The sequence below is a fragment of the Pseudomonas sp. R76 genome, assembly GCF_009834565.1.
In the GTDB taxonomy this organism is placed as follows: domain Bacteria; phylum Pseudomonadota; class Gammaproteobacteria; order Pseudomonadales; family Pseudomonadaceae; genus Aquipseudomonas.
This window is the reverse complement of sequence record NZ_CP019428.1, coordinates 3,977,035-4,000,720: the sequence shown is the minus strand read 5'-3', so window position 1 is coordinate 4,000,720 and position 23,686 is coordinate 3,977,035. Positions and strand designations below refer to the sequence as shown.

Genomic DNA, 23,686 nt, shown 5'->3' with positions numbered 1-23,686 from the left:
CCTCTCAGGCTTGGAAACGACGGATGGAAAACGCTTCGATGGGTTGGCGGCTGGCCCCGCTGCAGACGAGCTCTGCCAGGGCTTCACCGACCGCCGGGCCGAGCTGGAACCCGGCGCCGGCAAAGCCGAAACCGTGGAGCAGGCCAGGTTGGGTGCTGCTGGGGCCGATCACCGGTTCATGATCGGGTAGGTAACCTTCGGTGCCGCTCCAGGTACGTATCGCCTGGGCACCCTTGAGAAACGGGTACAACTCGCCGGCGTTGCGCAAAATCTCCAGCACCGCCGCCTGCCCCGGACGCGCCGTCAGCGGGCCCAGCGCAAAGCCACGGCCGCCGCCCAGGATGCAATTGCCACGGGCGACCTGGCGCGCGTAAATCCCGCCGCCTTCAACCCCGGTGCTCACGTTCATCACCACCGGCAGTGGCTCGGTGACCAGCATCGCCGGGTGCGCCGAGGTGATCGGCACCGGTTCGCCAAATTGCGCGGCGACACTCCCGGCCCACGCGCCGGCACAGTTGAGCAGCCATGGCGCCTGCAGGTGCAGGCCGTTGGCGCAATGCACCTGGAATTGCTGGCCGTCGTGTTCGATTCGAATCACTTCGGCTTGCTCGTAGATATCGGCGCCATGACGCTGCGCGGCGCGGGCAAAAGCCGGCGACACCAGGCGTGGGTTGGCGTGCCCGTCTTCAGGGCACAGTGAAGCGCCGACCGCGATATCGCCAACCCACGGGAACCGCGCGCGCAGCTCGGCGTGATCCAGCAACTGCAAGCCCAGCCCAAAGCCTCGGGTGTGCTCGGCATAGGTTTGCAGCGCGGCAAAATCCGCATGGCTGCGGGCCAATTTCAAATGCCCGGAGCGCACGTACTCGCCGTCAATGCCGATCAACCCCGGCAGGTCCGCCCACAGCTGGTGAGCGCGCTGCGACAACGGCAATTGATGCAAGGGCCGACCCTGACGGCGCACGCCGCCGTAGTTAACACCGCTGGAATGCGAGCCGCAAAAGTCGCGCTCCACCAACGCCACGCGCTGACCTTTGTGCGCCAACATCAACGCCGCCGACGCGCCGACGATGCCGCCGCCCAATACGATCACGTCAATCATGGCTGCACCTCCACGCCAAACGGCAGCGGCTTGATCGGCGCCTGGCCGCGCAGGCGCCCGACGTTTTCAACTTCACGGCCACTGCGCTCAGCGACAATTTCCGCCGCCGCCAACCCGCACATGCGCCCCTGGCAGCGGCCCATGCCGACGCGGCAATGGGCTTTGACCCGATTGATTTCCCAGTGGCCTTCATCCACCACGGCGCGCACATCGCCGACGCTGACTTCCTCGCAGCGACACAGGATCAGCGCATCCGGCGCCTGCGCGGCCCAGTGTTCGGGGAAGGGGAAGGCGGTTTCCAGGCCATGGCGAAAGCGCTGAATGCTCGCCAATTGCTGCTCAAGGACGGCGGCGCGGCGCTGATCAGTGGCAATGCCCGCGTCTTGCAATACCGCCAACGCCGCGCGTTCACCGGCCATTTGCGCGGCATCGGCGCCCATGATTCCGGCGCCATCGCCTGCCAGGTACACGCCATTGATGCTGCTGCGTCCGGCGCTGTCGCGTTGTGGCAACCAGGCGCGGTTCAAGCCGTTCCAGGCAAACTCACAGCCGAGCAAATCCGCCAGTTGCGTCTCGCTGCGCAAGGCATGGGCGAAGGCCACGGCATCGCAGTCCAAGGTGTGCTGGCCCCAGCGGATACCTTTGACGCGTTGCTCACCGTCGATCTGCGTGAGCGTCGCGCCCTGATGCACGGGAATGCCATGGGCCGTGAGCCAGGCGCGGTAATACACACCTTTGGCCAACGTCACCGGTTGCCCGAGCAGCGCCGGCAAGGCGCGGCATTGCGCGCTGAACGGTGCGCTGTCGAGCACCGCGACCACCTTGGCCCCAGCCTTGGCGTATTGATACGCCACCAGGTACAGCAACGGTCCGCTGCCGCAAAACGCCACGCGCTCACCGATGGCGCAGCCTTGATACTTCAAGGCAATCTGCGCCGCGCCCAGGCTGTAGACGCCGGGCAAGGTCCAGCCGGGCACCGGCAGAATGCGGTCGGTGGCGCCGGTGGCGACGATAATCTTCGCGTACTCGAGGCTCTCGGCACGGCCATCGTTGAGCATGTCCAGGCGCCCGTCCTCGGCGTTCCACACCAGGGTTTGCGGGCGGTAGTCGATCAATGGCGCCAGCTCATCCAGCGTGCGGTGCACGGCCTCGGCCTTGCTGGCTTCAAAACCATAGAGTTGCTTGGCCGAGCGCTGGAAATTGGCCGGTTGGCGCCGATAAACCTGCCCGCCGCCACGCAGGCTTTCATCCACCAGGCAAGGCTTGATGCCATGGTCGAGCAGGGTGCGCGCCGCGCTGATGCCGGCCGGGCCTGCGCCCACAATCACAATCGGCTTCATGCCTGGCGCCCCGGATCACGGCTGATCGCCTGGCCTTCTTCCAATAACGTCGAACAGGCGCGCACGCGGCGCCCATCTGCCAGGCGCACCCAGCAATCCTGGCAGGCGCCCATCAGGCAGAAACCGGCGCGGCGTTCGGCGCTGAAATCGCTGCCGCGCAGGTGCTCGGCGCAGGTCAGCACGGCGGTCAGCAACGTGTCGCCAAGCAAGCCCGTGGCCGGTTGCCCATCCAGGGTGAAGGCCACCGCCGGGCGCTGGGTTTCGGTCAATCGTTTGAACAGCGCCATCAATGTTTCCCCACCAATACGCGGTCCAGGCCGTAGACCCGGTCGAGCAGAATCATCGTCGCTGCGGTCAGCGCAATCACCAGCGCCGACACCGCCGCCATCATCGGGTCGATGGACTCGGTGGCGTACACGTACATGCGCACCGGCAGGGTCTGCGTGGCCGGCGAGCTGACGAAGATCGACAGCGTCACCTCATCGAAACTGTTGATGAACGCCAGTAACCAGCCGCCGGCCACACCGGGCAAAATCATCGGCAAGGTGATCTGGCGAAACAGCGTAAAGCGGCTGGCGCCCAGCGACTCCGCCGCCTGTTCGGCGCTGCGGTCAATGCCAATCGCCGCCGCCAGTACCAGGCGCAGCACGTACGGGGTGATGATCACCACGTGGGCGAGCATCAGCCAGGTGAAGCTGCCATTCACGCCCATCAGCGCAAACACACGCAGCATCGCCACGCCCAGCACCAGGTGCGGAATGATGATCGGCGAGAGGAACAACGCACTGAAAAAGTTGCGCCCCGGGAACTGATAACGGCTGATCGCCAGGGCCGCCGGCACCGCGATCAGCGTGGCCAACGTGGCGGCGGTAAACGCCAGGATCAGGCTGTTATAGAACGCCTGGATAAAGTCGGCACGCTCGAACACCGCGCGAAACCAGCGCAGCGAGAAGCCCGAGGTGGGCAGGCTCAAGGTGTTTTCCGGGGTGAAGGCCACCAGGCACACCACCACCAGTGGCGCCATCATGAACAGCACCACCAGGCCGTGAAAGCCGAGGGCCAAAGGACCGTTTCTGGACATGCGCTTAAACCCCCAGCGACTTTTTGTAGCGGCTTTCGACCATGCGGTTCCAGCTCAGCATGATCAGCAGGTTGACCAACAGCAGCACCACCGCGATGGTCGCGCCCATGGGCCAGTTGAGTTCCGAGAGGTACTGGTCGTACACCACCGTGGCGACCATTTTCAGGCGCCGCCCGCCGAGCAGGCCGGGGATCGCAAACGAGCTGGCCGCCAGGCCGAACACAATCAAGGTGCCGGACAACACGCCGGGCATTACCTGCGGCAACACGATCTTGCGCATCACCGTGGCTTGGCTGGCGCCCAGCGACAGCGCCGCCTGTTCCGCCGACGGGTCGAGTTTTTGCAGCGAGGTCCACACCGGAATGATCATGAACGGCAGCATCACGTGCACCAGCGCGATGATCACTGCAAACGGCGTGTACAGCAGCTTTACCGGGCGCCCGCCAAGTGCCTGGATCACTTGGTTGACCAGCCCGTCGGCACCCAGCAGCAAGCTCCAGCCGAAGGCGCGCACCACCACCGAAATCAACAGCGGCGTGAGGATCAGAATCAAAAAGATCGAGCGCCACGGTGTGCCCATGCGGCTGAGGATGTAGGCCTCGGGCACGCCAATCACCACGCAGAGCAAGGTCACCAGCGCACTGATCCAGAAGGTGCGCCAGAAGATCTCGTAGAAGTAAGCGTCGCTGAACAGCGACAGGTAATGGGCGAAGGTCCACTCATCCGCCTTCACGCCGACCTGGTAGTCGAACACGTTGAACGACAGCACCAGCGTCATGATCAGCGGCAGAATCAACAGCCCGGTGAACAGCGCCAGGGCCGGCAACGACAACAGATAACCGCGACTCATGCGTGCACCTCATCTGCCGCCAGCACGCGCAGCAAGCCGGCGTGCCAGTCCAGGCCCACCGCCGCGCCGCAGCCGAGCGGCGCGCTGCCGTCGTTGCTGCGCACCACGGTGATTTCGCCGAGGCTGGTGTGGACGCGGTACAGCCATTGGCTGCCGAAGAAGTAGCTGTCGAGGACTTTGCCTTGCACGCGGCCAGTGCCGGCGGCCACCAAGGTGATTTTTTCCGGGCGCAGGCTCAGGGTCAGCTCGCCGTCGCCGCTGGCATGGCGTACTTGCGGGGTGCCGAGTTCGTCGTAGTCGCCGGGCAGCAGGTTGGCCTTGCCGACGAAGTCTGAAATGAAGCGCGTGCGCGGGTGTTCGTAGAGCGTGTACGGCGCGTCGATCTGTGTGACACGCCCGGCCTGCATCACCACCACGCGGTCGCTGATCGACAGCGCCTCGGCCTGGTCGTGGGTGACCATCAAGGTGGTGATGCCCACGGCGCACTGGATGCGGCGGATTTCAAACTGCATTTCTTCGCGCAGGTTGGCGTCGAGGTTGGACAGTGGTTCATCCAGCAGCAACACCGGCGGCTCGATCACCAGCGCGCGGGCCAGGGCCACGCGCTGGCGTTGGCCGCCGGACAGCTCACGCGGGTAGCGCTCGGCGTGCGGGGCCAGGCGCACCAGTTCCAGCACGGTTTTAACCTTGCTGGCGATCTCGGCGGCCGGCACTTTGCGCATCTTCAGGCCGAAGGCGACGTTGTCGCGCACGCTCATGTGCGGGAACAGCGCGTAGCTCTGGAACACCACGCCCAAGCCGCGGCTGGCGGGTTTGGCGTGGGTGATGTCGCGGCCGTCGAGCAGGATTTGCCCGCCGCTCACGTCGACGAAGCCGGCAATCATCTGCAAGGTGGTGGTTTTGCCGCAGCCCGAAGGGCCGAGCAGGGAAACGAACTCGCCTTTTTCCACCGCGAGGTCGGTGGCGACCACCGCATCGACGGCGCCGTAGCGTTTGCTCAAGGCGTTGAGTTGGAGAAATGCCATGTCTGCGTTCCACCTTTTTTGAGTCGCGTCGAAACGCGCTTTTTTGTTTTGGGCAGATGCGAATGAGGTGTTGCCGGTGCGTTGGCGCTCGATCTTGAGTCGGCTGCCGTTTGTTGTTCATTTCGCCCCTGTGGACGCAGATTAGGACGAAGACTAGGATGGGCGGAAGATGGAATTTCACTCAACGGACTATTATTTTCAGATTTATTCATTCACCAGAATTTATACCGAGATTAAGTGTTATGGATTCCACTGAGCGGAATGACAACGGCAAAGAAGTCGGTGCCGGCAGCGTGTCGCGTTTGTTCGCGCTGCTGCGTACCCTGGGCGAAGTGCCGGAAGGCGGCGAGCGCGTGACCCAGTTGGCGCAACAGGTCGGCCTGTCCCAACCGACCACCCACCGTCTGTTGCGCAGCCTGATGGACGAAGGCATGGTCGAGCAGGACGCACGCAGCAAGCGCTATCGCCTGAGCCTGGAGTTCTTCGCCCTGGCGGCCAACGCGGGCAAGACCGGCAACCTGCGCGACCTGGTGCGGCCGAGCATGTTGCGCTTGAGTGCGTCGTTGGGCGATTCGCTGTTCCTGCTGGCACGCAGCGGCTTTGATGCGATCTGCCTTGACCGCAGCGAAGGGCCGTACCCGATCCGCACCTTTACCGGCGACATCGGTGGCCGCGTGGCACTCGGCGTGGGGCAGGGCAGTTTGGCGATCCTGGCGTTTTTGCCCGAGGAAGAGCGGGAAACGGTGATCCGCTACAACCTGCCACGGCTCAAGGACTTCCACCTGTATGACGAGGTGCTGCTGCGTTCGGAGGTCGAGAATGTGCGGCGCCTGGGCTACGCGGCACGCAACACGGGGGTGCTGGAAGGCATGGCGGGGTTGGCGGTGCCGATCCTGAACCGCGACGGGCATGCGGTGGCGGCGTTGAGTGTGGCGACCATCAGTGACCGGCTGGGGCCGAGCCGGTTGCCGATGGTGGTGGAGTTGCTCAAGCGTGAGGCGGCAGCGATCGGGCCAAGGATCAACCCCTTTGATCCGACCCTGCGCCGGCCTTCACAGACTTTTGGGGGATAACCCATCTCAGCCCTGATGAAGATCCGCTTTTCTGTGGGAGCTGGCTTGCCTGCGATGCAGGCACCTTGGTGTATCAGGCATAACCAGTCGATGCCATCGCAGGCAAGCCAGCTCCCACACAAGCCAGCTCCCACACAAGCCCTACACACATTCAGATGGCGGCCAGGGCGACTGACGTCGCCGCTGTTCGCGTCTCCACGCCGAGCTTCACATACACATGCTCCAAATGCTTGTTCACCGTCCTGGGGCTCAACCCCAGGATATCGCCGATATCCCGATTGGTTTTCCCGCACGCCACCCAACGCAGCACCTCCACCTCGCGCTCGGTCAGTTGAAACCGCGCGGATAGCAGCCGTTGCGCCGATGCGTCCTCCAGCGTCAACACACTCGGCTGTGTCGCCGCGCGCGCCGAGAGCAAAATCCGTGACGTGCGCAAATGCGCCGCGACCCGTGCCAGCACTTCATCGGTCTGGATCGGCTTGGTCACGTAATCACTGCCACCCACCTCAAAACCTTGCACCACGTGCTTGCTGTCGGTCAGCCCGGTCATGAACACCACCGGGATATCCGCGCTGGCCGGTTGCGCCTTGAGCCGGCGGCAGGTTTCGAAGCCGTCCAGGCCCGGCATCATTGCATCCAGCAGGATCAGGTCCGGGCGCCTGCGTTGCACGCGGTTCAACGCGCTGAGGCCGTCCAGCGCCACCAACACCATGTAGCCCGCGTCGTCGAGGGCGTCGGAGAGCATGGCCAGGTTGTCCGGGGTGTCATCGACGATCAGCACTACGCCGGGTTCAGTGCTGCGGGTGAGCGCATTCATCTTCGGCCTCCTTGAGGGTTCGGTTGAGTTCATCCAGGCGGAAGCTCTTGAGTAAACCGCGCACTTTGTTGATGAAAGGCGCGGCGTCCGGCTGATGCTCCAGGATGGTGTCGAGTTTTTCATGCAGGCCGCGCACGTAGCCGATGGCGCTGAGTTCGGCGAGGGCGGCGAGGTCTTCCGGGCTGGGCAGTACGCTGGGTGGCGCCGGCGGCGTGAAGGTTTTGGTGCGGCGCAGCCACTGCAAATCCAGGTGCAGTTGCAGGCGCCCGAGCAGTTCCGGGGTGCGCACCGGCTTGGCCAGGTAGTCGTTGCAGGCGGCGGCGATACTGCGTTCGCGGTCGTCGGTAAAGGCGTTGGCCGAGATCACGATGATCGGCGCGCTGGACAGCGCGTTACGCCGGATCAAGCGGCTGGTTTCCCAGCCATCCAGGGTCGGCATTGACAGGTCCATCAGGATCAGGTCCGGCGCCAGCAGCGCCACCTGGCGGATGGCGTCCTGGCCATTGCTGGCCTGGATCACTTCAAAACCCAGCGGCGTGAGCATGCCGCTGAGCACTTTGCGATGGTCCACATGGTCGTCCACCACCAGGATGCGTCGGCGCACGCCGTGATAGCCGATGATGTCGTGTTCTACGTGCACCACGGCTTGCGGCGCGCGCACTTGCGAGAGGAACAGCCGCACCTGAAAGCACGTGCCTTTGTCCAGTTCGCTGGTGACGCGCAACTCGCCGCCCATCAAGGCGGTGAGCATGCGCGTGATGGTCAGGCCCAAACCGACGCCCTTGTCCTGGCGCATCAAATCGCCGCGCTCGAACGGCTGGAAAATCCGTTCGATCTGCCCCGGATCAATGCCGATGCCGGTGTCGATGATTTCAAAGTTGGCGGTCTCGCGCCGGTAGCTGACGCGCAGGCACACCTCGCCGCTGTCAGTGAAGTTCACCGCGTTGCCGAGCAGGTTGATCAGGATCTGGCGCACACGTTTTTCGTCACCGCGCACCACCGCCGGGATTTTGCCGACGCAGTCGAGGCGAAAGCGCAGGCCTTTGTCCTGGGCTTGCGGGGTGAACATCTGTTCGAGGTCGTGGATCAATTCGGGAAAGGGGATTTCGGTGAGTTCCAGGCGCAATTTGCCGGCCTCGATCTTGGCCACGTCGAGCAGGCCATCGATCAGCGATAACAGGTGCGAGCCACTGCGCAGGATGGTCGCCAGGGCGTCCTGGTGCTGGTCGGGCATGGCGGTGTCGCGCTGCAGGATTTGGGTAAAGCCGAGGATGCTGTTCAGCGGCGTGCGCAGCTCGTGGGACAGCCCGGTGACGTAACGGCTTTTGGCGGCGTTCGCGGCTTCCGAGGCTTCCTTGGCTTGTTGCAGGGCTTGGTCGGTGAGGCTGTGGGCGTCGATTTCCTGCATCAGCAGCAGGGTCTGGCGGTCGGATTCTTCCTGGGCGACGCGGCGGCTTTCGCGGGTCAGCACCACCCACCAGGCGAGCACGGCGGCCAGTACCGACAGGGTCAGGAACGCCTTGAAAAACGCCTGATACAAGGTCTCGGAATGCGGCAGCCCTTGGGCGGCCTGCACGTAAATCAGCGCCAATGCGCCGGCCAGCAGCAGCACCAGCACCAATAACAGCCCCAAGTAATGCGCCAGCCGCGTGTGCAGGCGTGGCATCAAGGTGTTGGGCAGCAGCCAGCGCAATACGCCTTCGAACTGCGTGACCAGCCGCGCATGGGGCTTGCAACGGTCACCGCAACGCGCGTCCAGCGAGCAACACAGCGAACAGATCGGCGTGCTGTAGGCCGGGCAGAACGCCATGTCGGCGGTTTCGAACGGGTTGCTGCACAGCCCGCACACCGCGTGGGTGGCGGGTGCCACCGGGTGAATCAAGTGCAGATCGCTGGTGCGCGCGATGTAGTACTTGCCCTTGGTCAGCCACGCCAGCAGCGGCGCCATGATCAGCGCCGTACCCAGCGCCACGAACGGCGGTGCGGCCTGGGCCAGGGCACCAAACAGGCCGAAGTGGGCGAGGATCGACAGCAACGAGGCAATCAGCATCGAGCCAACGCCCACCGGGTTGATGTCGTAAAGGTGCGCGCGCTTGAACTCGATATGTTTGGGCGACAGGCCCAGCGGCTTGTTGATCACCAGGTCGGCCACCAGCGTGCCGATCCAGGCAATCGCGATGTTCGCGTAAAGCCCCAGCACCTGGTCGATCACATCGAACACGCCCAGCTCCATCAGCATCAGCGCAATGGCCACGTTGAACACCAGCCACACCACGCGGCCAGGGTGGCTGTGGGTGACGCGGGCGAAGAAATTCGACCAGGCCAGGGAACCGGCGTAGGCGTTGGTCAGGTTGATCTTCATCTGCGAGATGACCACGAACAGCACCATCGCGCCGAGCGCCCATTCCGGCGAGCTGAACACGTAGCGGAACGCGACGAGGTACATCTGGGTCGGCTCGGCGGCGCGCTCCATGGGGATTTCATGTTGCAGCGCGAGGAAGGCGAGGAACGCCCCGGCGAACATCTTCAGCGCGCCGGGGATGATCCAGCCGGGCCCGGCGCAGAGCAGGGCGGCCCACCAGCGTTTGCGGTTGGCGGCGGTTTTTTCCGGCAGGAAGCGCAGGTAGTCGACCTGTTCGCCGATTTGCGTCACCAGCGACAGCGCCACGGTGCAGGCGGCGCAGAACGCCAACAGGTTGAACCCGCCGCTGTCGCCGCTGCGCCCGACAAAGCTGGTCCAGTCGCTGAAGGCGTCGGGGTTTTTCCACCAGACGAACCCGTAGGGCAGCACCAGCAACAGCAGCCAAAGGGGTTGCGTCCACAGCTGCAGGCGGCTGATCAGGGTCACGCCGTAGGCCACCAACGGAATCACCAGCAGCGAGCAGATCACATAGGCGATGGCCAGCGGGATGTGAAAATACAGCTCCAGGGCCAGGGCCATGATCGCCGCTTCAAGGGCGAAAAACAGGAAGGTGAAGCTGGCATAGATCAGCGAGGTAATGGTCGAGCCGATATAGCCGAAGCCCGCGCCACGGGTCAGCAGGTCCATGTCCACGCCGTAACGGGCGGCGTAATAGCTGATGGGCAGGCCGGTGAGGAAGATCACCAGGCTGACGGTGAGGATCGCCCAGAAGGTGTTGGTAAAGCCGTAACTCAAGGCCAGCACGCCGCCGATGGCTTCCAGCGCCAGGAATGAAACCGCGCCCAAGGCCGTGTTGGCGATGCGCAGTTCCGACCATTTGCGAAACGACTTGGGGGTGTAGCGCAGGGCGTAGTCTTCCATGGTCTCGTCGGCGACCCAGGTGTTGTAGTCGCGGCGGATCTTGACGATGCGCTGGGTGCCGGAGGTGGGGTGCACGGTGGAGGACTCCGCAGAAGGGCCGTGGTTGAATGAGCAAGTTCCATGCCCTGGCAGACGCCGAAGATCCAAATGTGGGAGCGGGCTTGCTCGCGAATGCGGTGGGTCAGGCTGTACATCAGTGACTGATACAACGCATTCGCGAGCAAGCCCGCTCCCACATTCGATTTCCATTGAATTCGGCGACGCGATCCTGCCCTGCATTGGTGCGATGTGGCATACGTCAAATGACGTACGCCGTTACGTCAGGCTGCGTATACCCGCGCTGGCCCGCTGCCGCCATGCTGAACCCCTCATTGCAGAGGAGTCGCCCCATGGCACCACGATTGATTCGCTCCAAACCGCTGTTGGCCTTGTCCTTACTGGCGGCCGCTCTGTTCAGCCAGGGCGTGCTGGCCGATAACGAAGGCCTGGCCGTGACCCCCACCGAAGTCACCGTCGGCCAGTTGCACTCGGCCACCGGCACCATGGCGATTTCCGAGACCGGCTCGATCCAGGCCGAACGCCTGGCCATCGAACAGATCAACGCGTCGGGCGGGATCCTGGGGCGCCAGATCAAGGTGATTCAGGAAGACGGCGCTTCCGACTGGCCGACCTTCGCGGAAAAAGCCAAGAAGTTGCTGGTCAACGACAAGGTCGCCGCCGTGTTCGGCTGCTGGACCTCGGCTTCGCGCAAAGCCGTGCTGCCGATCTTCGAAAAAGAAAACGGCTTGCTCTACTACCCGACCTTCTATGAAGGCCTGGAACAGTCGAAAAACGTGATCTACACCGGGCAAGAAGCCACCCAGCAAATCCTCGCCAGCCTGGACTGGATCGCCAAGACCAAAGGCGCCAAGACCTTCTACCTGGTGGGCTCGGACTACATCTGGCCGCGCACCTCGATGAAGATCGCGCGCAAGCACATTGAAAACGTGCTGCACGGCACCGTGGTTGGCGAAGACTACTACCCGCTGGGCAATACCCAGTTCGGCTCGCTGATCAACAAGGTCAAGCTGAAGAAACCGGACGTGGTGTTCGCCGCAGTGGTGGGTGGCTCCAACGTCGCGTTCTACAAACAGTTGAATGCGGCAGGCGTGAACTCGTCCAAACAAACCCTGCTGACCCTGTCGGTCACCGAAGACGAATTGCTCGGCATCGGCGGCGAAAACATGGCCGGTTTCTATGCCTCGATGAAGTACTTCCAGAGCCTGGACAACCCCAACAACAAAGCCTTCGTCGAAGCCTTCAAGGCCAAATACGGCAAGGACGCGGTGATCGGCGACGTGACCCAGGCGGCGTACCTCGGCCCGTGGTTGTGGAAAGCGGCGGTGGAGAAGGCCGGCAGTTTCGACGTGGATAAAGTCGTCGCAGCGTCCCCGGGTATCGAACTGAAAACCGCGCCGGAAGGCTACGTGAAGATCCACGAAAACCACCACCTGTGGAGCAAGTCGCGCATCGGTGAAGTGCAGCCAAACGGGCAGTTCAAGGTGATCTACGAGTCGGATCTGATCGAGCCGAATCCTTTCCCTAAAGGCTACCAATAACCTCAAGTCTGGCATCGATCTAAATGTGGTAACCGGCTTTGTGTGGGAGCTGGCTTGCCTGCGATGGCATCACCTCGGTGTAACTGAAAGACCGAGTCGCCAGCATCGCAGGCAAGCCAGCTCCCACATAAATCAACAGCAGAATGCATTTCAACCTCCCGCTCAGGAGACCATCATCATGGAATGGCTATCGGAATTTGGAGCCATCGCGGCGATGCAGGGGTTCAACGGCTTGTCCGTGTTCTGCGTGCTGTTGCTGATGGCATTGGGGCTGGCGATCATCTTTGGCCAGATGGGCGTGATCAATATGGCCCACGGTGAATTCCTGACCATCGGCGCCTACACCACCTACGTGTGTTCCAGCCTGACCGCGCACTTTGCGCCGAGCTTTCAACCCTATTACTTTTTCTTCGCTATCGCCCTGTCATTCCTCGTCGCCGGTGCCGTCGGCTGGCTGGTGGAATGGGCGATGATCAGCCGGTTGTACAAGCGCCCGCTGGACACCTTGCTCGCCACCTGGGGCTTGTCGCTGGTGATGCAGCAAACCTTTCGCTCGGTGTTCGGTGCCCGCGAAGTCAGCGCCGAACCACCGGCCTGGCTGATGGGCTCGGTGAACTTCACCGACGCCATCGAAATCCCGCGCAACGGCCTGTTCATGATGGGCCTGACCTTGCTGCTGACGGGTGCGATCTTCCTGATGTTGTACCGCTCGCGCTGGGGCCTGCAGGTGCGCGCCACCGTGCAGAACCGCCTGATGAGCCGCGCAGTGGGCATCAACACACGCAAGGTCGACCGCATGACCTTCGCCCTCGGCTGCGGCGTCGCCGGTGTTGCCGGTGCGGCCTTTACCACCATCGGTTCCACCGGGCCGACGGCGGGTTCGCAGTACATCGTCGACACCTTCCTGGTGGTGGTGTTCGGCGGCGCGCAGAGCCTGTTCGGCACCATCGCCTCGGCGTTCGTGATTGCCCAGACCCAGTCGCTGTCGGAGTTTTTCCTCAGTGGCTCGATGGCCAAGGTGCTGACCTTGTCGTCAGTGATTCTGATCCTGATGCTGCGCCCGCAAGGGTTGTTCTCCATCAAAGTGCGCAAGTAGAGGCGAGCAGATGAAGGCTTTAGACAAGCTGCTGGGCGGCCAGCAAAACCTGATCGGCATTGTGCTGTTGGCACTCCTGATTCTGGTGGTATTCCCCCTGACCCTCGACGCATTCCGCTTGAACATGGTCGGCAAGTACCTGACCTACGCGTTCGTCGCGGTGGGCCTGGTGTTGTGCTGGGGTTATGGCGGCATTCTCAGCCTGGGGCAGGGCGTGTTCTTTGGCGTGGGCGGCTACTGCATGGCGATGTTCCTCAAGCTGGAGGCGTCGGACCCTGAGAGCACCAGGATCCAGTCCACACCGGGCATTCCGGACTTTATGGACTGGAACCAGATCACCGAATTGCCCTGGCTGTGGCAGCCGTTTCACAGCTTCAGCTTTACCCTGTTTGCGGTGATCGCCGTGCCGGTGTTGCTGGCATTTATCATCGGCCTGGCGCTGTTCAAGCGGCGCGTGGGCGATGTGTATTTCTCTATCGTCACCCAGGCGATTGCGCTGATCCTGACGGTGCTGATTGTCGGCCAGCAAGGCCTGACCGGTGGCGTCAACGGCATCACCGACCTCAAGACCCTGCTCGGCTGGGACCTGCGCACCGACAGCGCGAAAATGATCCTGTACTTCATCAACGCCGGCTTGCTGTTTGGCTGCATCTTTATCGGCCGCTTTATCCTCGCCTCCAAGCTGGGGCGGTTGCTGATGGCGATGCGCGACAAGGAAGAACGCGTGCGTTTCTCTGGCTACGACGTGGCCAGCTTCAAAATCTTCGTGTTCTGCGTGGCCGCCGCGTTTTCGGCGATTGGCGGGGCGATGTTTGCCTTGCAGGTGGGCTTTATGTCGCCGTCGTTCGTCGGCATCGTGCCGTCAATCGAGATGGTGATTTTTGCCGCGGTGGGCGGGCGCATGTCGCTGCTCGGCGCGGTGTATGGTGCGCTGCTGGTGAACTACGGCAAGACGTATTTTTCCGAGTCCTTCCCCGAGTTGTGGCTGTACTTGATGGGCGGGCTGTTTATCGCCGTGGTCATGTACTTCCCCAACGGTCTGGCCGGTTTGTGGGAGAGCCATGGGCGCCAGGCGTTGGCGAAATTGCTGCGGCGCAAACCCGTGGTGAAAGCCCCGCTCAAGCCTGTGGCTAAAAGCAAAATCCTGGAGACCCAACCATGACCGCCGTCGGCTTTGAAATGAAAAAACCGGTGTTGGCCATCGAAGGCCTCACCGTGTCGTTCGACGGCTTCAAGGCGGTCGACAACCTCAACCTGTACATTGACCGCAACGAAGTGCGCGTGGTGATCGGCCCCAACGGCGCCGGCAAAACCACGGTGCTCGACCTGATCTGCGGCAAGACCCGCGCCACCAGTGGCAGCATCCAGTTTGACGGCCAGGAACTGACCAGGATGCGCGAGTACAACATCGTGCGGGCGGGGGTGGGGCGCAAGTTCCAGAACCCGTCGATCTACGAAAACCTCACGGTGTTTGAAAACCTCGAGATGTCGTATCCCGCCGGGCGCAAGGTCTGGGGCGCGCTGTTTTTCAAGCGCAGCGCCCAAGTGGTTGCGCGGGTGGAAGAAGTGGCGCGGGAAATCTTCCTCGGTGATTTGCTGCAACAGCAGGCCGACCTGCTGTCCCACGGGCAAAAGCAGTGGCTGGAAATCGGCATGCTATTGATGCAAGACCCGGAGTTGCTGATGCTCGATGAACCGGTAGCGGGCATGAGCGTCAACGAGCGCGCGCAAACCGCCGAGTTGCTCAACCGCATCAGCCAGGGCCGCTCGGTGCTGGTGATCGAGCACGACATGGAGTTCGTCAAAAGCATCGCGCATAAAGTCACGGTGCTGCACCAGGGCAAGGTGCTGGCCGAGGGCAGCATGGAGTCGGTGCAAAGCAACCCGAAAGTCATCGAAGTGTATTTGGGCCACTGAGGAGTCCGGCATGTTCAAGATCGACCAGTTGTCCTGTGGTTACGGGCAGAGCCAGATCCTTCACGATCTGCAATTGACTGTGGCCAAGCGCGAGATCGTCGCGGTGATGGGCCGCAATGGCATGGGCAAGACCACCTTGTTCAAGAGCCTGATGGGCATCCTTCCTCAGTGGAAGGGCCAGGTCAGTGTGGACGGGCACGACGTGTCGGCACTGGAAACCCATGAGCGCGTGGCGCGCGGGATTGCCTATGTGCCCCAGGGGCGCATGATTTTCCCGAGCATGACGGTGCTGGAGAATATCCAGACCGGGCTGCCGGCGTCGGCACGCGGCAGGGTGCCGGAAGATCTGTATGCGCTGTTTCCGGTGCTGCATGACATGCAGTCGCGCAAGGGCGGCAACCTGTCGGGCGGCCAGCAACAGCAGTTGGCGATAGCGCGGGCGCTGGCGACGAATCCGAAGGTGCTGTTGCTGGATGAGCCGACAGAAGGGATTCAGCCGTCGATCATCAAGGACATTGCGCGCACGTTGAAGGAAATCCGCCATTTGCGCGATCTGACGATTGTGGTGTCGGAGCAGGTGTTGTCATTTACGTTGGAGATCGCGGATCGGTTTTTGGTGATTGAGAAGGGGCGGTTTGTGGTTGAAGAGACGCGGGATCGGGTCGACGAGGCAAGCATTAGCCGGTATTTGTCGGTTTGAGTCATGGCGGCCTGAGCACATTGGCTACCTGATCTTCCCCATAATTGGATATTTCTCCTGACAACAGCGGTGACTACTCTAGCGACCAATCCCCACCGTTCTGGAGTATCACCATGCAAACCCGTACCGATTTCTACACCGCTTCCCCAGACGCCATGAAAGCCATGCTCGCCCTGGAAACCGCCGTCGGCAAACTGTCTATCGAGCTGCCGCTGCTGGAACTGGTGCGCCTGCGCGTCTCGCAAATCAACGGTTGTGCCTTCTGCCTGGACATGCACACCACCGACGCCCGCAAGGGCGGCGAAACCGAGCGCCGCCTGTACACCGTGTCCGCCTGGCGTGAAACTCCATTCTTCACCCCGCGTGAGCGCGCCGCGCTGGCCTGGGCCGAAAGCCTGACGCTGATCAGCCAGACCCATGCTCCCGATGAAGACTTCAACGCACTCGCCGCCGAGTTCAGCGCGCAAGAACAGGTCGACCTCAGCGTGGCCATTGCCACCATCAACAGCTGGAACCGCCTGGCGGTGGGCTTTCGCAAGATGCCCAAGTAACTAGAAGTTGACCGATGCACTCAAGCGCGCCGTCAACGGCGCGCCCTGGAACAGGTAGTCATCGCCCATGTATTCGCCGGCGTCGCGCCAGTAGCGCTTGTCGAACAGGTTGTCGACGCTCAGGCGAAACACCGTTTCATAGCCGTCAACCCTGGTAGTGTAACGACCGCCGACATTGACCACCGCATAATCCCCCACCTGCACATTGCCGGTGCGGTTGGCGTACTTCTTGGCGCTGTATTGCACGCCGCCCAGCACGGCCAGGCCATTCACCCACGGCAACGCGTAGTCGGCGTACACACTGGCGCGCAGCTTGGGCACGTTGATCGCCTGGTGGCCTTCGTAGTCCGGCGTGCCGCTGTCGTTTACCCGTGCGCGAATCGCCGCCACGCTCGTTGCAATCTGCAGGCGGTCGGTGGCCCAGCCGTTGGCTGACAATTCAACCCCGGTGTTCTTTTGCTGGCCTTGTTGCACGTAGGTGAAGTTGCCCGCGCCATCCGGCTTGGCGTACTGGTAGGCCTGGCGTGTCTGGAATACGGCGGCGGCGAAGCTGATGCGGCGCCAGTCGTATTTCACCCCGGCTTCGATTTGCCGTGAGACGGTTGGGGCCAGGGTTTCGCTTTGATTGGTGGCGAACCAAGGCGCTGTGCCGCCCAGCGACAGGCCTTTGCTGTAGCTGGTGTAGAGCGAGATGTTTTCAATCGGCTTGTAGATCAGCGCGGCTTGGGGCAGGAATACGTATTGCTGGGTATGGCGCGCTTCGGTGCCGTTCTCATCGAAGGCTTTTTCATCCAGGCGCACTTCGCGGCCGCCAAGGATGGTTTGCCATTGCTCGTTGAAGCGAATGCGGTCGGTGACGAACAGGCCGTACTGGCGGCTGTCGAGGTTGCGGTGGCTGTCGTTCAGCGGTTTGTCGGTGGGCGTGAAAGTCGGGGCGTCTTCGTTGATGTTGCTGCTGCCGATCCACTCGTTGACTGATTGGCGCTTGTCGATCACCCGGCGAAATGCGCTGGTGCCGAAGGTCAGTTCATGGCCCAGGCCTGCGGTGTCGAACAGCCCGGTCATGGCGGCCTGGACTTCATCGTCGCGGCGGGTGTCGTCGGGGCTGCGGTAGTCGTAAATGTCGTAGTTGCCTTCGGGGGTGAAGTAATTGCCGACACCCTGGGTGTCGCCGCCCCAGGCAAAAGAGCTGTAATCATCAATCACCACCTTGCTGCGCGCCGCACTCACGCTGGCTTTCCACTGATCGCTGAAGCGGTATTCAAACTTGCCATTAAGGTTCAGCGAGTCGATTCCCACCTGATGGGAACCACTCTGGTGCCCCAGCAGTTTCTTCGGCGACGCATCGTGCGGCACGTCGGTGCCGCCCAGCAGCTGATAACCCGGCACCGAGCGCTGTTGCTTGTTCTGGTACTCCGCATCCAGTTGAAGCAGCGCGTCGGGGCTGATGTTCCAGTCGAAGGCCAGCGACACAAAATCGCGCTGGCCATTGGCGTGTTCCACATAGGAATTAAGGTCTTCATGAGCGACGTTGGCGCGCAGGCCAAACTGCTGCTCGCTGCCAAACCAGCCGCCGACATCGGTGGCGATGTAACCGCTGCCACGGTCATCGGTGGACACCGTCACTGAGCGCACATCTTCCGGGCGCTTGGTCACGTAGTTGATCACGCCGCTGGGCTCGGAAATCCCGCTCTGCAAACCCGCCAGGCCCTTGAGCACTTCCACTTGCTGCTTGTTTTCGAGGGCGACGTTCTGCTCGCCGGTGATGGTGCGCCCGTTGATCTTGTAGCTGCTCGCTGCGTTCAACGAGAAGCCGCGCACCACGAAGTTTTCGTAGTAACCGATGGGGGCATAGCTGTCGCCAACCGAGGCATCGTTGCGCAGCACTTCACTGAGCAGGCGGGCTTGTTGGTCCTTGAGCATGGCGGCGTTGATCACGGTGATCGAGGCGGGGGTGTCGAGCAGCGGGGCTTCGTTGAAGCCACCGACCGAGGCGGTATCCGCGCGATACCCGGACTCATCCTGGCCCTGGACGTTCACCGCCGGCAGTTCTATCTCGGCTGCCAGGCTGTTGCCGATGCCGCCGCTGAGCAGCAGGCCGAGGGCGAAACGTGAAGTGACGACAGGACGAAAACGCAAAACCATGGGGCAGGGCCTATAAGCGCGGGGCGGAGAGGGCGCATAAGCTAGGGGTAAGTGTGAGGTTTTACAAGTTATTGAGAATGGTTCTGCCAAATGTGGGCGCTGGCTTGGGTCAAAAGCAGCACACATCCCTACCTGATGTACCGAGAACCCAATGTGGGAGCGGGCTTGCTCGCGAATGCGGTGGGTCAGTCAGCTCATTTTTAACTGACCCACCGCATTCGCGAGCAAGCCCGCTCCCACAGGGGATTACATTTCAGCAGGAGCGTTTGAGGGTTTCGCTGGGCAGCTCTTGGAACAGCGCCCGGTAACTGTTGGAAAACCGCCCCAAATGCCAGAACGACCAGTTCATCGCCACTTCGGCCACGGTGGTGTCGGCTGCGGTCAGTAGCTCGCGCCGCGCGCCGTTCAGCCGCCGCAGACGCAGCCACTGCGCCGGGCTCATGCCGGTGTAGGTCTTGAAGCCTTGCTGCAATTGGCGCAATGGCACGCCGGCAATCTGCGCGAGTTCCAGCAGGTTGACGGTTTCGTCCGGCGCGTCCGCCGCCCATTCGCCGATACGCGCCATCAACCGGCGTTCTTCGCCGCGCCGTTGTAACGAATTGCGGTCCAGGCACACGCAGGCGTTGTCGAGGATAAACAGACAGTCATCGAGCAGTTGCTGGGTAAGCGCGTCGCGGCTGATCGGGTCGACGGTCGCGGCCAGGCGGGTGAGGGTGCCACTGAGCCAGCGGGTGAACAGCGCATTCTGCTGGCAGGTCAGCGGCGCCATGAACAGGCCTTCGAGTTTCGCCACATCCAGGCCATGGCGCTGCACGAATTGCGGGCCGAACACCACGGCCACTTCGCGGTAGTTTTCCGGGGTGATCCAGGTGTTGCGGCTTTCGCCATTGAGCATGTACAGCGCGTTGTCGCTGCCGTCGAAACAGAATGCCAACGAGCCGGGCGGCGCGTTGAAATGCTGCTCCACGCGGGTGTTCATGCATTCCTCGTAGACCTCGACGCCTTGCAGGTCGAGGTAGCGAATCTGCCCGGCAAAATGCCCTGGGGACATCTGCTGGTACTGCTGCACCCAACCGGGTGTCGCACTGCATTGAGCGGCCACATCACCGGTGGTGAAGGCCTGTACGCGCAAAGCTGTTGCCTGTGTCATGGGTGATCCGTGCGCACTCTATTGGTGCGTTGTGGTTCGTGCAAAGTGGATAGATGCCGTTTCAAGGCTGGCCCAAGATAGACCTCAATGTGTCGAGAGTACAAGCCGGCGCATGCACCCAACCCATGACGAGGTCTTTATGAACGCCCCCTTCGATCAGCTGCACGCCTGGCTGAAAGAACACAAGATTACCGAAGTCGAATGCGTGATCAGTGATTTGACTGGCATTGCACGCGGCAAGATTGCGCCCACCAACAAGTTCCTGCATGAGCGAGGCATGCGCCTGCCGGAAAGTGTGTTGCTGCAAACGGTAACCGGGGACTTTGTCGACGACGATATCTACTACGACCTGCTCGACCCGGCCGACATCGACATGATCTGCCGCCCGGTGGCCAATGCCACGTATGTGGTGCCGTGGGCCATTGAGCCCACCGCCATTGTGATCCACGACACCTTCGACAAGCAGGGCAACCCGATTGAGCTGTCGCCGCGCAACGTGCTGAAGAAAGTCCTGCAGCTGTACACCGACAAGGGCTGGCAGCCAATTGTGGCGCCGGAAATGGAGTTCTACCTGACCCAACGCTGTGAAGACCCGGACCTGCCGCTGAAAACCCCGGTAGGGCGTTCCGGCCGCGCCGAAACCGGTCGCCAGTCGTTCTCCATCGACGCCGCCAACGAATTCGACCCACTGTTCGAAGACGTCTATGACTGGTGCGAACTGCAAGGCCTGGACCTCGATACGCTGATCCACGAGGACGGCCCGGCGCAGATGGAAATCAACTTCCGCCACGGCGACGCCCTCGATCTGGCCGACCAGATCACCGTGTTCAAACGCACCCTGCGCGAAGCCGCGCTGAAGCACAATGTGGCCGCAACCTTCATGGCCAAGCCAGTGGCCGATGAGCCGGGCAGCGCCATGCACCTGCACCAGAGCGTGGTGGAGATCGCCACCGGCAAGCCGGTGTTTGTCGACGCCGACGGCAAGATGAGCCCACTGTTTTTGCACCACATCGGCGGCCTGCAAAAGTACATCCCCAAGCTGTTGCCGATGTTCGCGCCCAACGTGAACTCGTTCCGCCGTTTCCTGCCGGACACCTCGGCGCCGGTCAACGTCGAGTGGGGCGAAGAAAACCGCACGGTCGGCCTGCGCGTGCCAACCTCCAGCCCCGACGCGATGCGCGTGGAGAACCGCCTGCCGGGCGCGGATGCCAACCCGTACCTGGCGATTGCCGCCAGCTTGTTGTGCGGCTACCTGGGCATGATCGAGCAGATCGAACCGAGCGCCGCCGTCGAAGGCCGCGCCTATGAGCGCCGTAACCTGCGCCTGCCGTTTACCCTCGAAGATGCCCTGGCGCGGATGGAGGATTGCGACACGGTCAAGCAGTACCTGGGCGACAAGTTTGTGCGCGGCTACGTCGCGGTCAAACGCGCCGAGCATGAGAATTTCAAGCGGGTGATCAGTTCCTGGGAGCGTGAGTTCCTGCTGTTGAGCGTCTAAAAAATCTAAAGGGGTGTCGATATGCGTCTTGTGAAAAAGCTTCTCCCGCTGGCCCTGGTGGCGGCGTTCAGCAGTGCCGGCCAGGCTGCGCCGACGGTCAGTGTGTATAACTGGACCGACTATATCGGCGAGACCACCTTGGCCGATTTCCAGGCCAAGACCGGGATCAAGGTGATCTATGACGTGTTCGACTCCAACGAAACCCTGGAAGGCAAGCTGCTCGCCGGCCGCACCGGGTATGACGTGGTGGTGCCGTCCAACCACTTCCTCGCCCGCCAGGTGAAGGCCGGCGCATTCCTCAAACTGGATCGCTCGCAGCTGCCCAACTTCAAGAACCTCGACCCCAAGTTGCTCAAGCTGCTGGAGAAAAACGACCCCGGCAACGCGCATTCGGTGCCGTACCTGTGGGGCACCAATGGCATCGGCTATAACGTCGACAAGGTCAAGCAGGTGCTGGGCATCGACCATATCGATTCGTGGGCGGTGTTGTTCGAGCCGGAGAACATCAAGAAGCTGCACGAGTGCGGCGTCGCCTTCCTCGATTCGGCGGATGAGCTGTTCCCGGCGATCCTCAACTATATGGGCAAGGACCCGCGCAGCGAGAACGCCGAAGACTACAAACAGGCCGAGGCCAAGCTGTTGACACTGCGGCCGTACATCACCTACTTCCATTCCTCCAAGTACATTTCGGATTTGGCCAACGGTGATATCTGCGTGGCCTTCGGGTATTCCGGCGACGTGTTCCAGGCCGCCAACCGCGCCAAGGAAGCCAAGAACGGCGTGAATATCGCCTACTCGATTCCCAAGGAAGGCTCCAACCTGTGGTTCGACTTGCTGGCGATTCCCGCCGACGCGAGCAACCCGAAAGAAGCCCATGCGTTTATCAATTACCTGCTCGACCCCGAAGTGATCGCCAAGGTCAGTGCCTCGGTGGGCTATGCCAACGCCAACCCGGCCGCCAAGCCGTTCATGGCCCCGGAGCTGGTGAACAACCCTGAGGTGTACCCGTCCCAGGAAGTGCTCGACAAACTCTATATTTCCACCACGCCAACCCCGGCGACCATGCGCCTGATGACCCGCGCCTTGAGCAAAGTGAAGACCAATAAATGATCCAGTCCCAAGACCACGCCCGGTCTTACTACCGGGCCTCGGCGAATGCCATGCCTGAGCGCCCATCGCTGGGCGCCGACCTCAGCGCCGATGTGTGTGTGATCGGCGGGGGGTTCACCGGCGTCAACACCGCCATCGAGCTGGCCCAGCGCGGGCTCTCGGTGATCCTGCTGGAGGCCCGGCGCATCGGCTGGGGCGCCAGCGGGCGCAACGGCGGGCAGTTGATTCGCGGCATCGGCCATGACGTGTCGGGGTTCGCCAAGTACGTGGGCGAGGAGGGCGTGGGTTACCTGGAACGGGCGGGTATTGAGTCGGTGGCGCTGGTGGGCGAGCGCATTCGTCAGCACCGCATTGACTGCGATTTGCGCTGGGGCTTTTGCGAATTGGCCAACACCCCGGCGCAGTTCGCCGCGTTCAAGGGCGAGCAGGAACACCTGGCGGCGCTTGGATACCGCCATGAAACCCGCCTGGTCGGCCCACAGGATATGCATCAGGTTGTTGACTCGGCGGCCTATGCCGGTGGCTTGGTCGACATGGGCTCCGGGCACCTGCACCCGCTGAATCTGGTGCTGGGCGAGGCGCAGGTGGCAGAAACCCTCGGGGTGCGGATTTTCGAGCACACCCAAGTACTGGAACTGATCCATGGTGACACCGTGCAAGTGCGTTGCGCCGGTGGCACGGTGCGCGCCGCTCATCTGGTGCTGGCGTGCAATGCTCATCTTGAGGAACTGGAGCCACGCTTGAGCGGCAAGGTCCTCCCGGCCGGCAGTTACATCATCGCGACCGAGCCGTTATCCGAAGCCGTCGCCGAGCAATTGATCCCGCAAAACCTGGCGCTGTGTGACCAGAAAGTCGGGCTGGATTATTACCGGCTTTCCGCCGACCGGCGCCTGCTGTTCGGCGGCGCCTGCCACTACTCCGGGCGTGATCCGGCGGACATCGCTGCCTATATGCAACCGAAGATGCTCAAGGTATTCCCGCAGCTGGCAGGCACCGCCGTTGAGTTCCAGTGGGGCGGCATGATCGGCATCACCGCCAACCGTTTTCCCCAAGTCGGGCGCTTGCAGCAGTACCCGAATGTGTTCTACGCCCAAGGCTATTCCGGGCATGGGCTTAACGTGACGCATTGGTGCGCAAAGTTGTTGGCCGAGGCCATTCATGCCGGTCACAGCCAGGGTTTGGATATTTTCAGCCAGGTGCCGCACATGACCTTTCCGGGCGGCAAGGCGTTGCGTTCGCCGCTGCTGGCGTTGGGCATGGTGTGGCTGCGGCTGCGCGAAGCATGCGGCGTGTAACCGACAGGCGCTGATGTGGGAAGGATGAAGGGTCTTTTCCACGGCACTTTTGCGA

Annotated in this window: 20 protein-coding genes; 10 read left to right on the top strand and 10 right to left on the bottom strand. The window is 62.3% G+C overall.

All coding sequences use genetic code 11. From position 1 onward, the window contains the following. Nucleotides 1–4 precede the first annotated feature (4 nt). The 6 genes from PspR76_RS17860 to PspR76_RS17835 are packed head-to-tail and all read right to left on the bottom strand — an operon-like array spanning nt 5 to nt 5,398. Nucleotides 5–1,102 carry an NAD(P)/FAD-dependent oxidoreductase gene (locus PspR76_RS17860; RefSeq protein ID WP_159957360.1) on the bottom strand — a complete coding sequence of 366 codons (1,098 nt, stop codon included), beginning with the start codon at nt 1,100–1,102 and terminating at the stop codon, nt 5–7. Next, nucleotides 1,099–2,442, bottom strand: coding sequence for an FAD/NAD(P)-dependent oxidoreductase (locus tag PspR76_RS17855; protein WP_159957358.1), 1,344 nt, complete (start codon nt 2,440–2,442; stop codon nt 1,099–1,101). The genes PspR76_RS17860 and PspR76_RS17855 overlap by 4 nt, the downstream gene beginning before the upstream one ends. Beyond that, nucleotides 2,439–2,729: a (2Fe-2S)-binding protein gene (locus tag PspR76_RS17850; RefSeq protein WP_159957356.1), complete on the bottom strand. Its 291-nt coding sequence runs from the start codon at nt 2,727–2,729 to the stop codon at nt 2,439–2,441. The genes PspR76_RS17855 and PspR76_RS17850 overlap by 4 nt, the downstream gene beginning before the upstream one ends. Then, on the bottom strand, nt 2,729–3,523 hold the full coding sequence (locus PspR76_RS17845; protein ID WP_159957354.1) for an ABC transporter permease: 795 nt from the start codon (nt 3,521–3,523) through the stop codon (nt 2,729–2,731). The genes PspR76_RS17850 and PspR76_RS17845 overlap by 1 nt, the downstream gene beginning before the upstream one ends. A 4-nt stretch (nt 3,524–3,527) precedes the next feature. Next, nucleotides 3,528–4,373, bottom strand: a complete 846-nt coding sequence (locus PspR76_RS17840) for an ABC transporter permease (RefSeq protein ID WP_159957352.1) — start codon at nt 4,371–4,373, stop codon at nt 3,528–3,530. Then, nucleotides 4,370–5,398 carry an ABC transporter ATP-binding protein gene (locus PspR76_RS17835; protein ID WP_159957350.1) on the bottom strand — a complete coding sequence of 343 codons (1,029 nt, stop codon included), beginning with the start codon at nt 5,396–5,398 and terminating at the stop codon, nt 4,370–4,372. Before PspR76_RS17835 ends, PspR76_RS17840 begins: the two co-directional genes overlap by 4 nt. A 242-nt stretch (nt 5,399–5,640) precedes the next feature. On the opposite strand from PspR76_RS17835, the gene PspR76_RS17830 reads away from it, so the two are divergent. Beyond that, a complete protein-coding gene (locus tag PspR76_RS17830) occupies nt 5,641–6,471 on the top strand; it encodes an IclR family transcriptional regulator (protein WP_159957348.1) in 831 nt (276 codons plus the stop codon). 151 nt (nt 6,472–6,622) lie between these two features. Here PspR76_RS17830 and PspR76_RS17825 read toward each other — a convergent pair whose 3' ends face one another. After that, nucleotides 6,623–7,288 carry a response regulator gene (locus tag PspR76_RS17825; RefSeq protein WP_159957346.1) on the bottom strand — a complete coding sequence of 222 codons (666 nt, stop codon included), beginning with the start codon at nt 7,286–7,288 and terminating at the stop codon, nt 6,623–6,625. Continuing rightward, the gene (locus PspR76_RS17820; RefSeq protein WP_159957344.1) at nt 7,263–10,646 is read right to left on the bottom strand and encodes an ATP-binding protein; all 3,384 of its coding nucleotides are present in this window, start codon (nt 10,644–10,646) and stop codon (nt 7,263–7,265) included. Before PspR76_RS17820 ends, PspR76_RS17825 begins: the two co-directional genes overlap by 26 nt. Before the next feature lie 314 nt (nt 10,647–10,960). Here PspR76_RS17820 and urtA point away from each other — a divergent pair, with 314 nt between their 5' ends. The 6 genes from urtA to PspR76_RS17790 all read left to right on the top strand — a co-directional run bounded on the left by urtA (nt 10,961) and on the right by PspR76_RS17790 (nt 16,433). Next, complete coding sequence (gene urtA / locus PspR76_RS17815) at nt 10,961–12,169, top strand: urea ABC transporter substrate-binding protein (RefSeq protein ID WP_065906042.1); 1,209 nt, start codon at nt 10,961–10,963, stop codon at nt 12,167–12,169. Nucleotides 12,170–12,347: 178 nt separating this feature from the next. Further along, on the top strand, nt 12,348–13,265 hold the full coding sequence (urtB, locus tag PspR76_RS17810; RefSeq protein ID WP_024074867.1) for an urea ABC transporter permease subunit UrtB: 918 nt from the start codon (nt 12,348–12,350) through the stop codon (nt 13,263–13,265). 10 nt (nt 13,266–13,275) lie between these two features. Further along, nucleotides 13,276–14,427, top strand: coding sequence for an urea ABC transporter permease subunit UrtC (gene urtC / locus PspR76_RS17805; RefSeq protein ID WP_159957342.1), 1,152 nt, complete (start codon nt 13,276–13,278; stop codon nt 14,425–14,427). Further along, nucleotides 14,424–15,182, top strand: coding sequence for an urea ABC transporter ATP-binding protein UrtD (urtD, locus tag PspR76_RS17800; protein ID WP_159957340.1), 759 nt, complete (start codon nt 14,424–14,426; stop codon nt 15,180–15,182). The genes urtC and urtD overlap by 4 nt, the downstream gene beginning before the upstream one ends. Nucleotides 15,183–15,192: 10 nt before the next feature. Beyond that, complete coding sequence (gene urtE / locus PspR76_RS17795) at nt 15,193–15,882, top strand: urea ABC transporter ATP-binding subunit UrtE (RefSeq protein ID WP_159957338.1); 690 nt, start codon at nt 15,193–15,195, stop codon at nt 15,880–15,882. A gap of 113 nt (nt 15,883–15,995) precedes the next feature. Next, entirely contained in the window at nt 15,996–16,433 is a 438-nt protein-coding gene (locus PspR76_RS17790) for a carboxymuconolactone decarboxylase family protein (RefSeq protein WP_159957336.1), read from the top strand. Here PspR76_RS17790 and PspR76_RS17785 read toward each other — a convergent pair whose 3' ends face one another. Further along, on the bottom strand, nt 16,434–18,578 hold the full coding sequence (locus tag PspR76_RS17785) for a TonB-dependent siderophore receptor (protein WP_159957334.1): 2,145 nt from the start codon (nt 18,576–18,578) through the stop codon (nt 16,434–16,436). Between the two features lie 253 nt (nt 18,579–18,831). Next, the gene (locus PspR76_RS17780; RefSeq protein ID WP_159957332.1) at nt 18,832–19,728 is read right to left on the bottom strand and encodes a helix-turn-helix domain-containing protein; all 897 of its coding nucleotides are present in this window, start codon (nt 19,726–19,728) and stop codon (nt 18,832–18,834) included. A 139-nt stretch (nt 19,729–19,867) separates the two neighbouring features. On the opposite strand from PspR76_RS17780, the gene PspR76_RS17775 reads away from it, so the two are divergent. The 3 genes from PspR76_RS17775 to PspR76_RS17765 are packed head-to-tail and all read left to right on the top strand — an operon-like array spanning nt 19,868 to nt 23,631. Beyond that, complete coding sequence (locus PspR76_RS17775) at nt 19,868–21,226, top strand: glutamine synthetase family protein (protein ID WP_159957331.1); 1,359 nt, start codon at nt 19,868–19,870, stop codon at nt 21,224–21,226. Between the two features lie 21 nt (nt 21,227–21,247). After that, nucleotides 21,248–22,336 (top strand): polyamine ABC transporter substrate-binding protein, encoded by a 1,089-nt coding sequence (locus tag PspR76_RS17770; RefSeq protein ID WP_159957329.1) that lies wholly within the window; start codon nt 21,248–21,250, stop codon nt 22,334–22,336. Next, nucleotides 22,333–23,631, top strand: a complete 1,299-nt coding sequence (locus PspR76_RS17765; RefSeq protein WP_159957327.1) for an NAD(P)/FAD-dependent oxidoreductase — start codon at nt 22,333–22,335, stop codon at nt 23,629–23,631. The genes PspR76_RS17770 and PspR76_RS17765 overlap by 4 nt, the downstream gene beginning before the upstream one ends. Nucleotides 23,632–23,686 lie beyond the last annotated feature (55 nt).

Coding starts and splice junctions, on each gene's coding strand:
- PspR76_RS17860 (WP_159957360.1), bottom strand. CDS start 1,102: ATGATTGACGTGATCGTATTGGGCGGCGGCATCGTCGGCGCGTCGGCG.
- PspR76_RS17855 (WP_159957358.1), bottom strand. CDS start 2,442: ATGAAGCCGATTGTGATTGTGGGCGCAGGCCCGGCCGGCATCAGCGCG.
- PspR76_RS17850 (WP_159957356.1), bottom strand. CDS start 2,729: ATGGCGCTGTTCAAACGATTGACCGAAACCCAGCGCCCGGCGGTGGCC.
- PspR76_RS17845 (WP_159957354.1), bottom strand. CDS start 3,523: ATGTCCAGAAACGGTCCTTTGGCCCTCGGCTTTCACGGCCTGGTGGTG.
- PspR76_RS17840 (WP_159957352.1), bottom strand. CDS start 4,373: ATGAGTCGCGGTTATCTGTTGTCGTTGCCGGCCCTGGCGCTGTTCACC.
- PspR76_RS17835 (WP_159957350.1), bottom strand. CDS start 5,398: ATGGCATTTCTCCAACTCAACGCCTTGAGCAAACGCTACGGCGCCGTC.
- PspR76_RS17830 (WP_159957348.1), top strand. CDS start 5,641: ATGGATTCCACTGAGCGGAATGACAACGGCAAAGAAGTCGGTGCCGGC.
- PspR76_RS17825 (WP_159957346.1), bottom strand. CDS start 7,288: ATGAATGCGCTCACCCGCAGCACTGAACCCGGCGTAGTGCTGATCGTC.
- urtA (WP_065906042.1), top strand. CDS start 10,961: ATGGCACCACGATTGATTCGCTCCAAACCGCTGTTGGCCTTGTCCTTA.
- urtB (WP_024074867.1), top strand. CDS start 12,348: ATGGAATGGCTATCGGAATTTGGAGCCATCGCGGCGATGCAGGGGTTC.
- urtC (WP_159957342.1), top strand. CDS start 13,276: ATGAAGGCTTTAGACAAGCTGCTGGGCGGCCAGCAAAACCTGATCGGC.
- urtD (WP_159957340.1), top strand. CDS start 14,424: ATGACCGCCGTCGGCTTTGAAATGAAAAAACCGGTGTTGGCCATCGAA.
- urtE (WP_159957338.1), top strand. CDS start 15,193: ATGTTCAAGATCGACCAGTTGTCCTGTGGTTACGGGCAGAGCCAGATC.
- PspR76_RS17790 (WP_159957336.1), top strand. CDS start 15,996: ATGCAAACCCGTACCGATTTCTACACCGCTTCCCCAGACGCCATGAAA.
- PspR76_RS17785 (WP_159957334.1), bottom strand. CDS start 18,578: ATGGTTTTGCGTTTTCGTCCTGTCGTCACTTCACGTTTCGCCCTCGGC.
- PspR76_RS17780 (WP_159957332.1), bottom strand. CDS start 19,728: ATGACACAGGCAACAGCTTTGCGCGTACAGGCCTTCACCACCGGTGAT.
- PspR76_RS17775 (WP_159957331.1), top strand. CDS start 19,868: ATGAACGCCCCCTTCGATCAGCTGCACGCCTGGCTGAAAGAACACAAG.
- PspR76_RS17770 (WP_159957329.1), top strand. CDS start 21,248: ATGCGTCTTGTGAAAAAGCTTCTCCCGCTGGCCCTGGTGGCGGCGTTC.
- PspR76_RS17765 (WP_159957327.1), top strand. CDS start 22,333: ATGATCCAGTCCCAAGACCACGCCCGGTCTTACTACCGGGCCTCGGCG.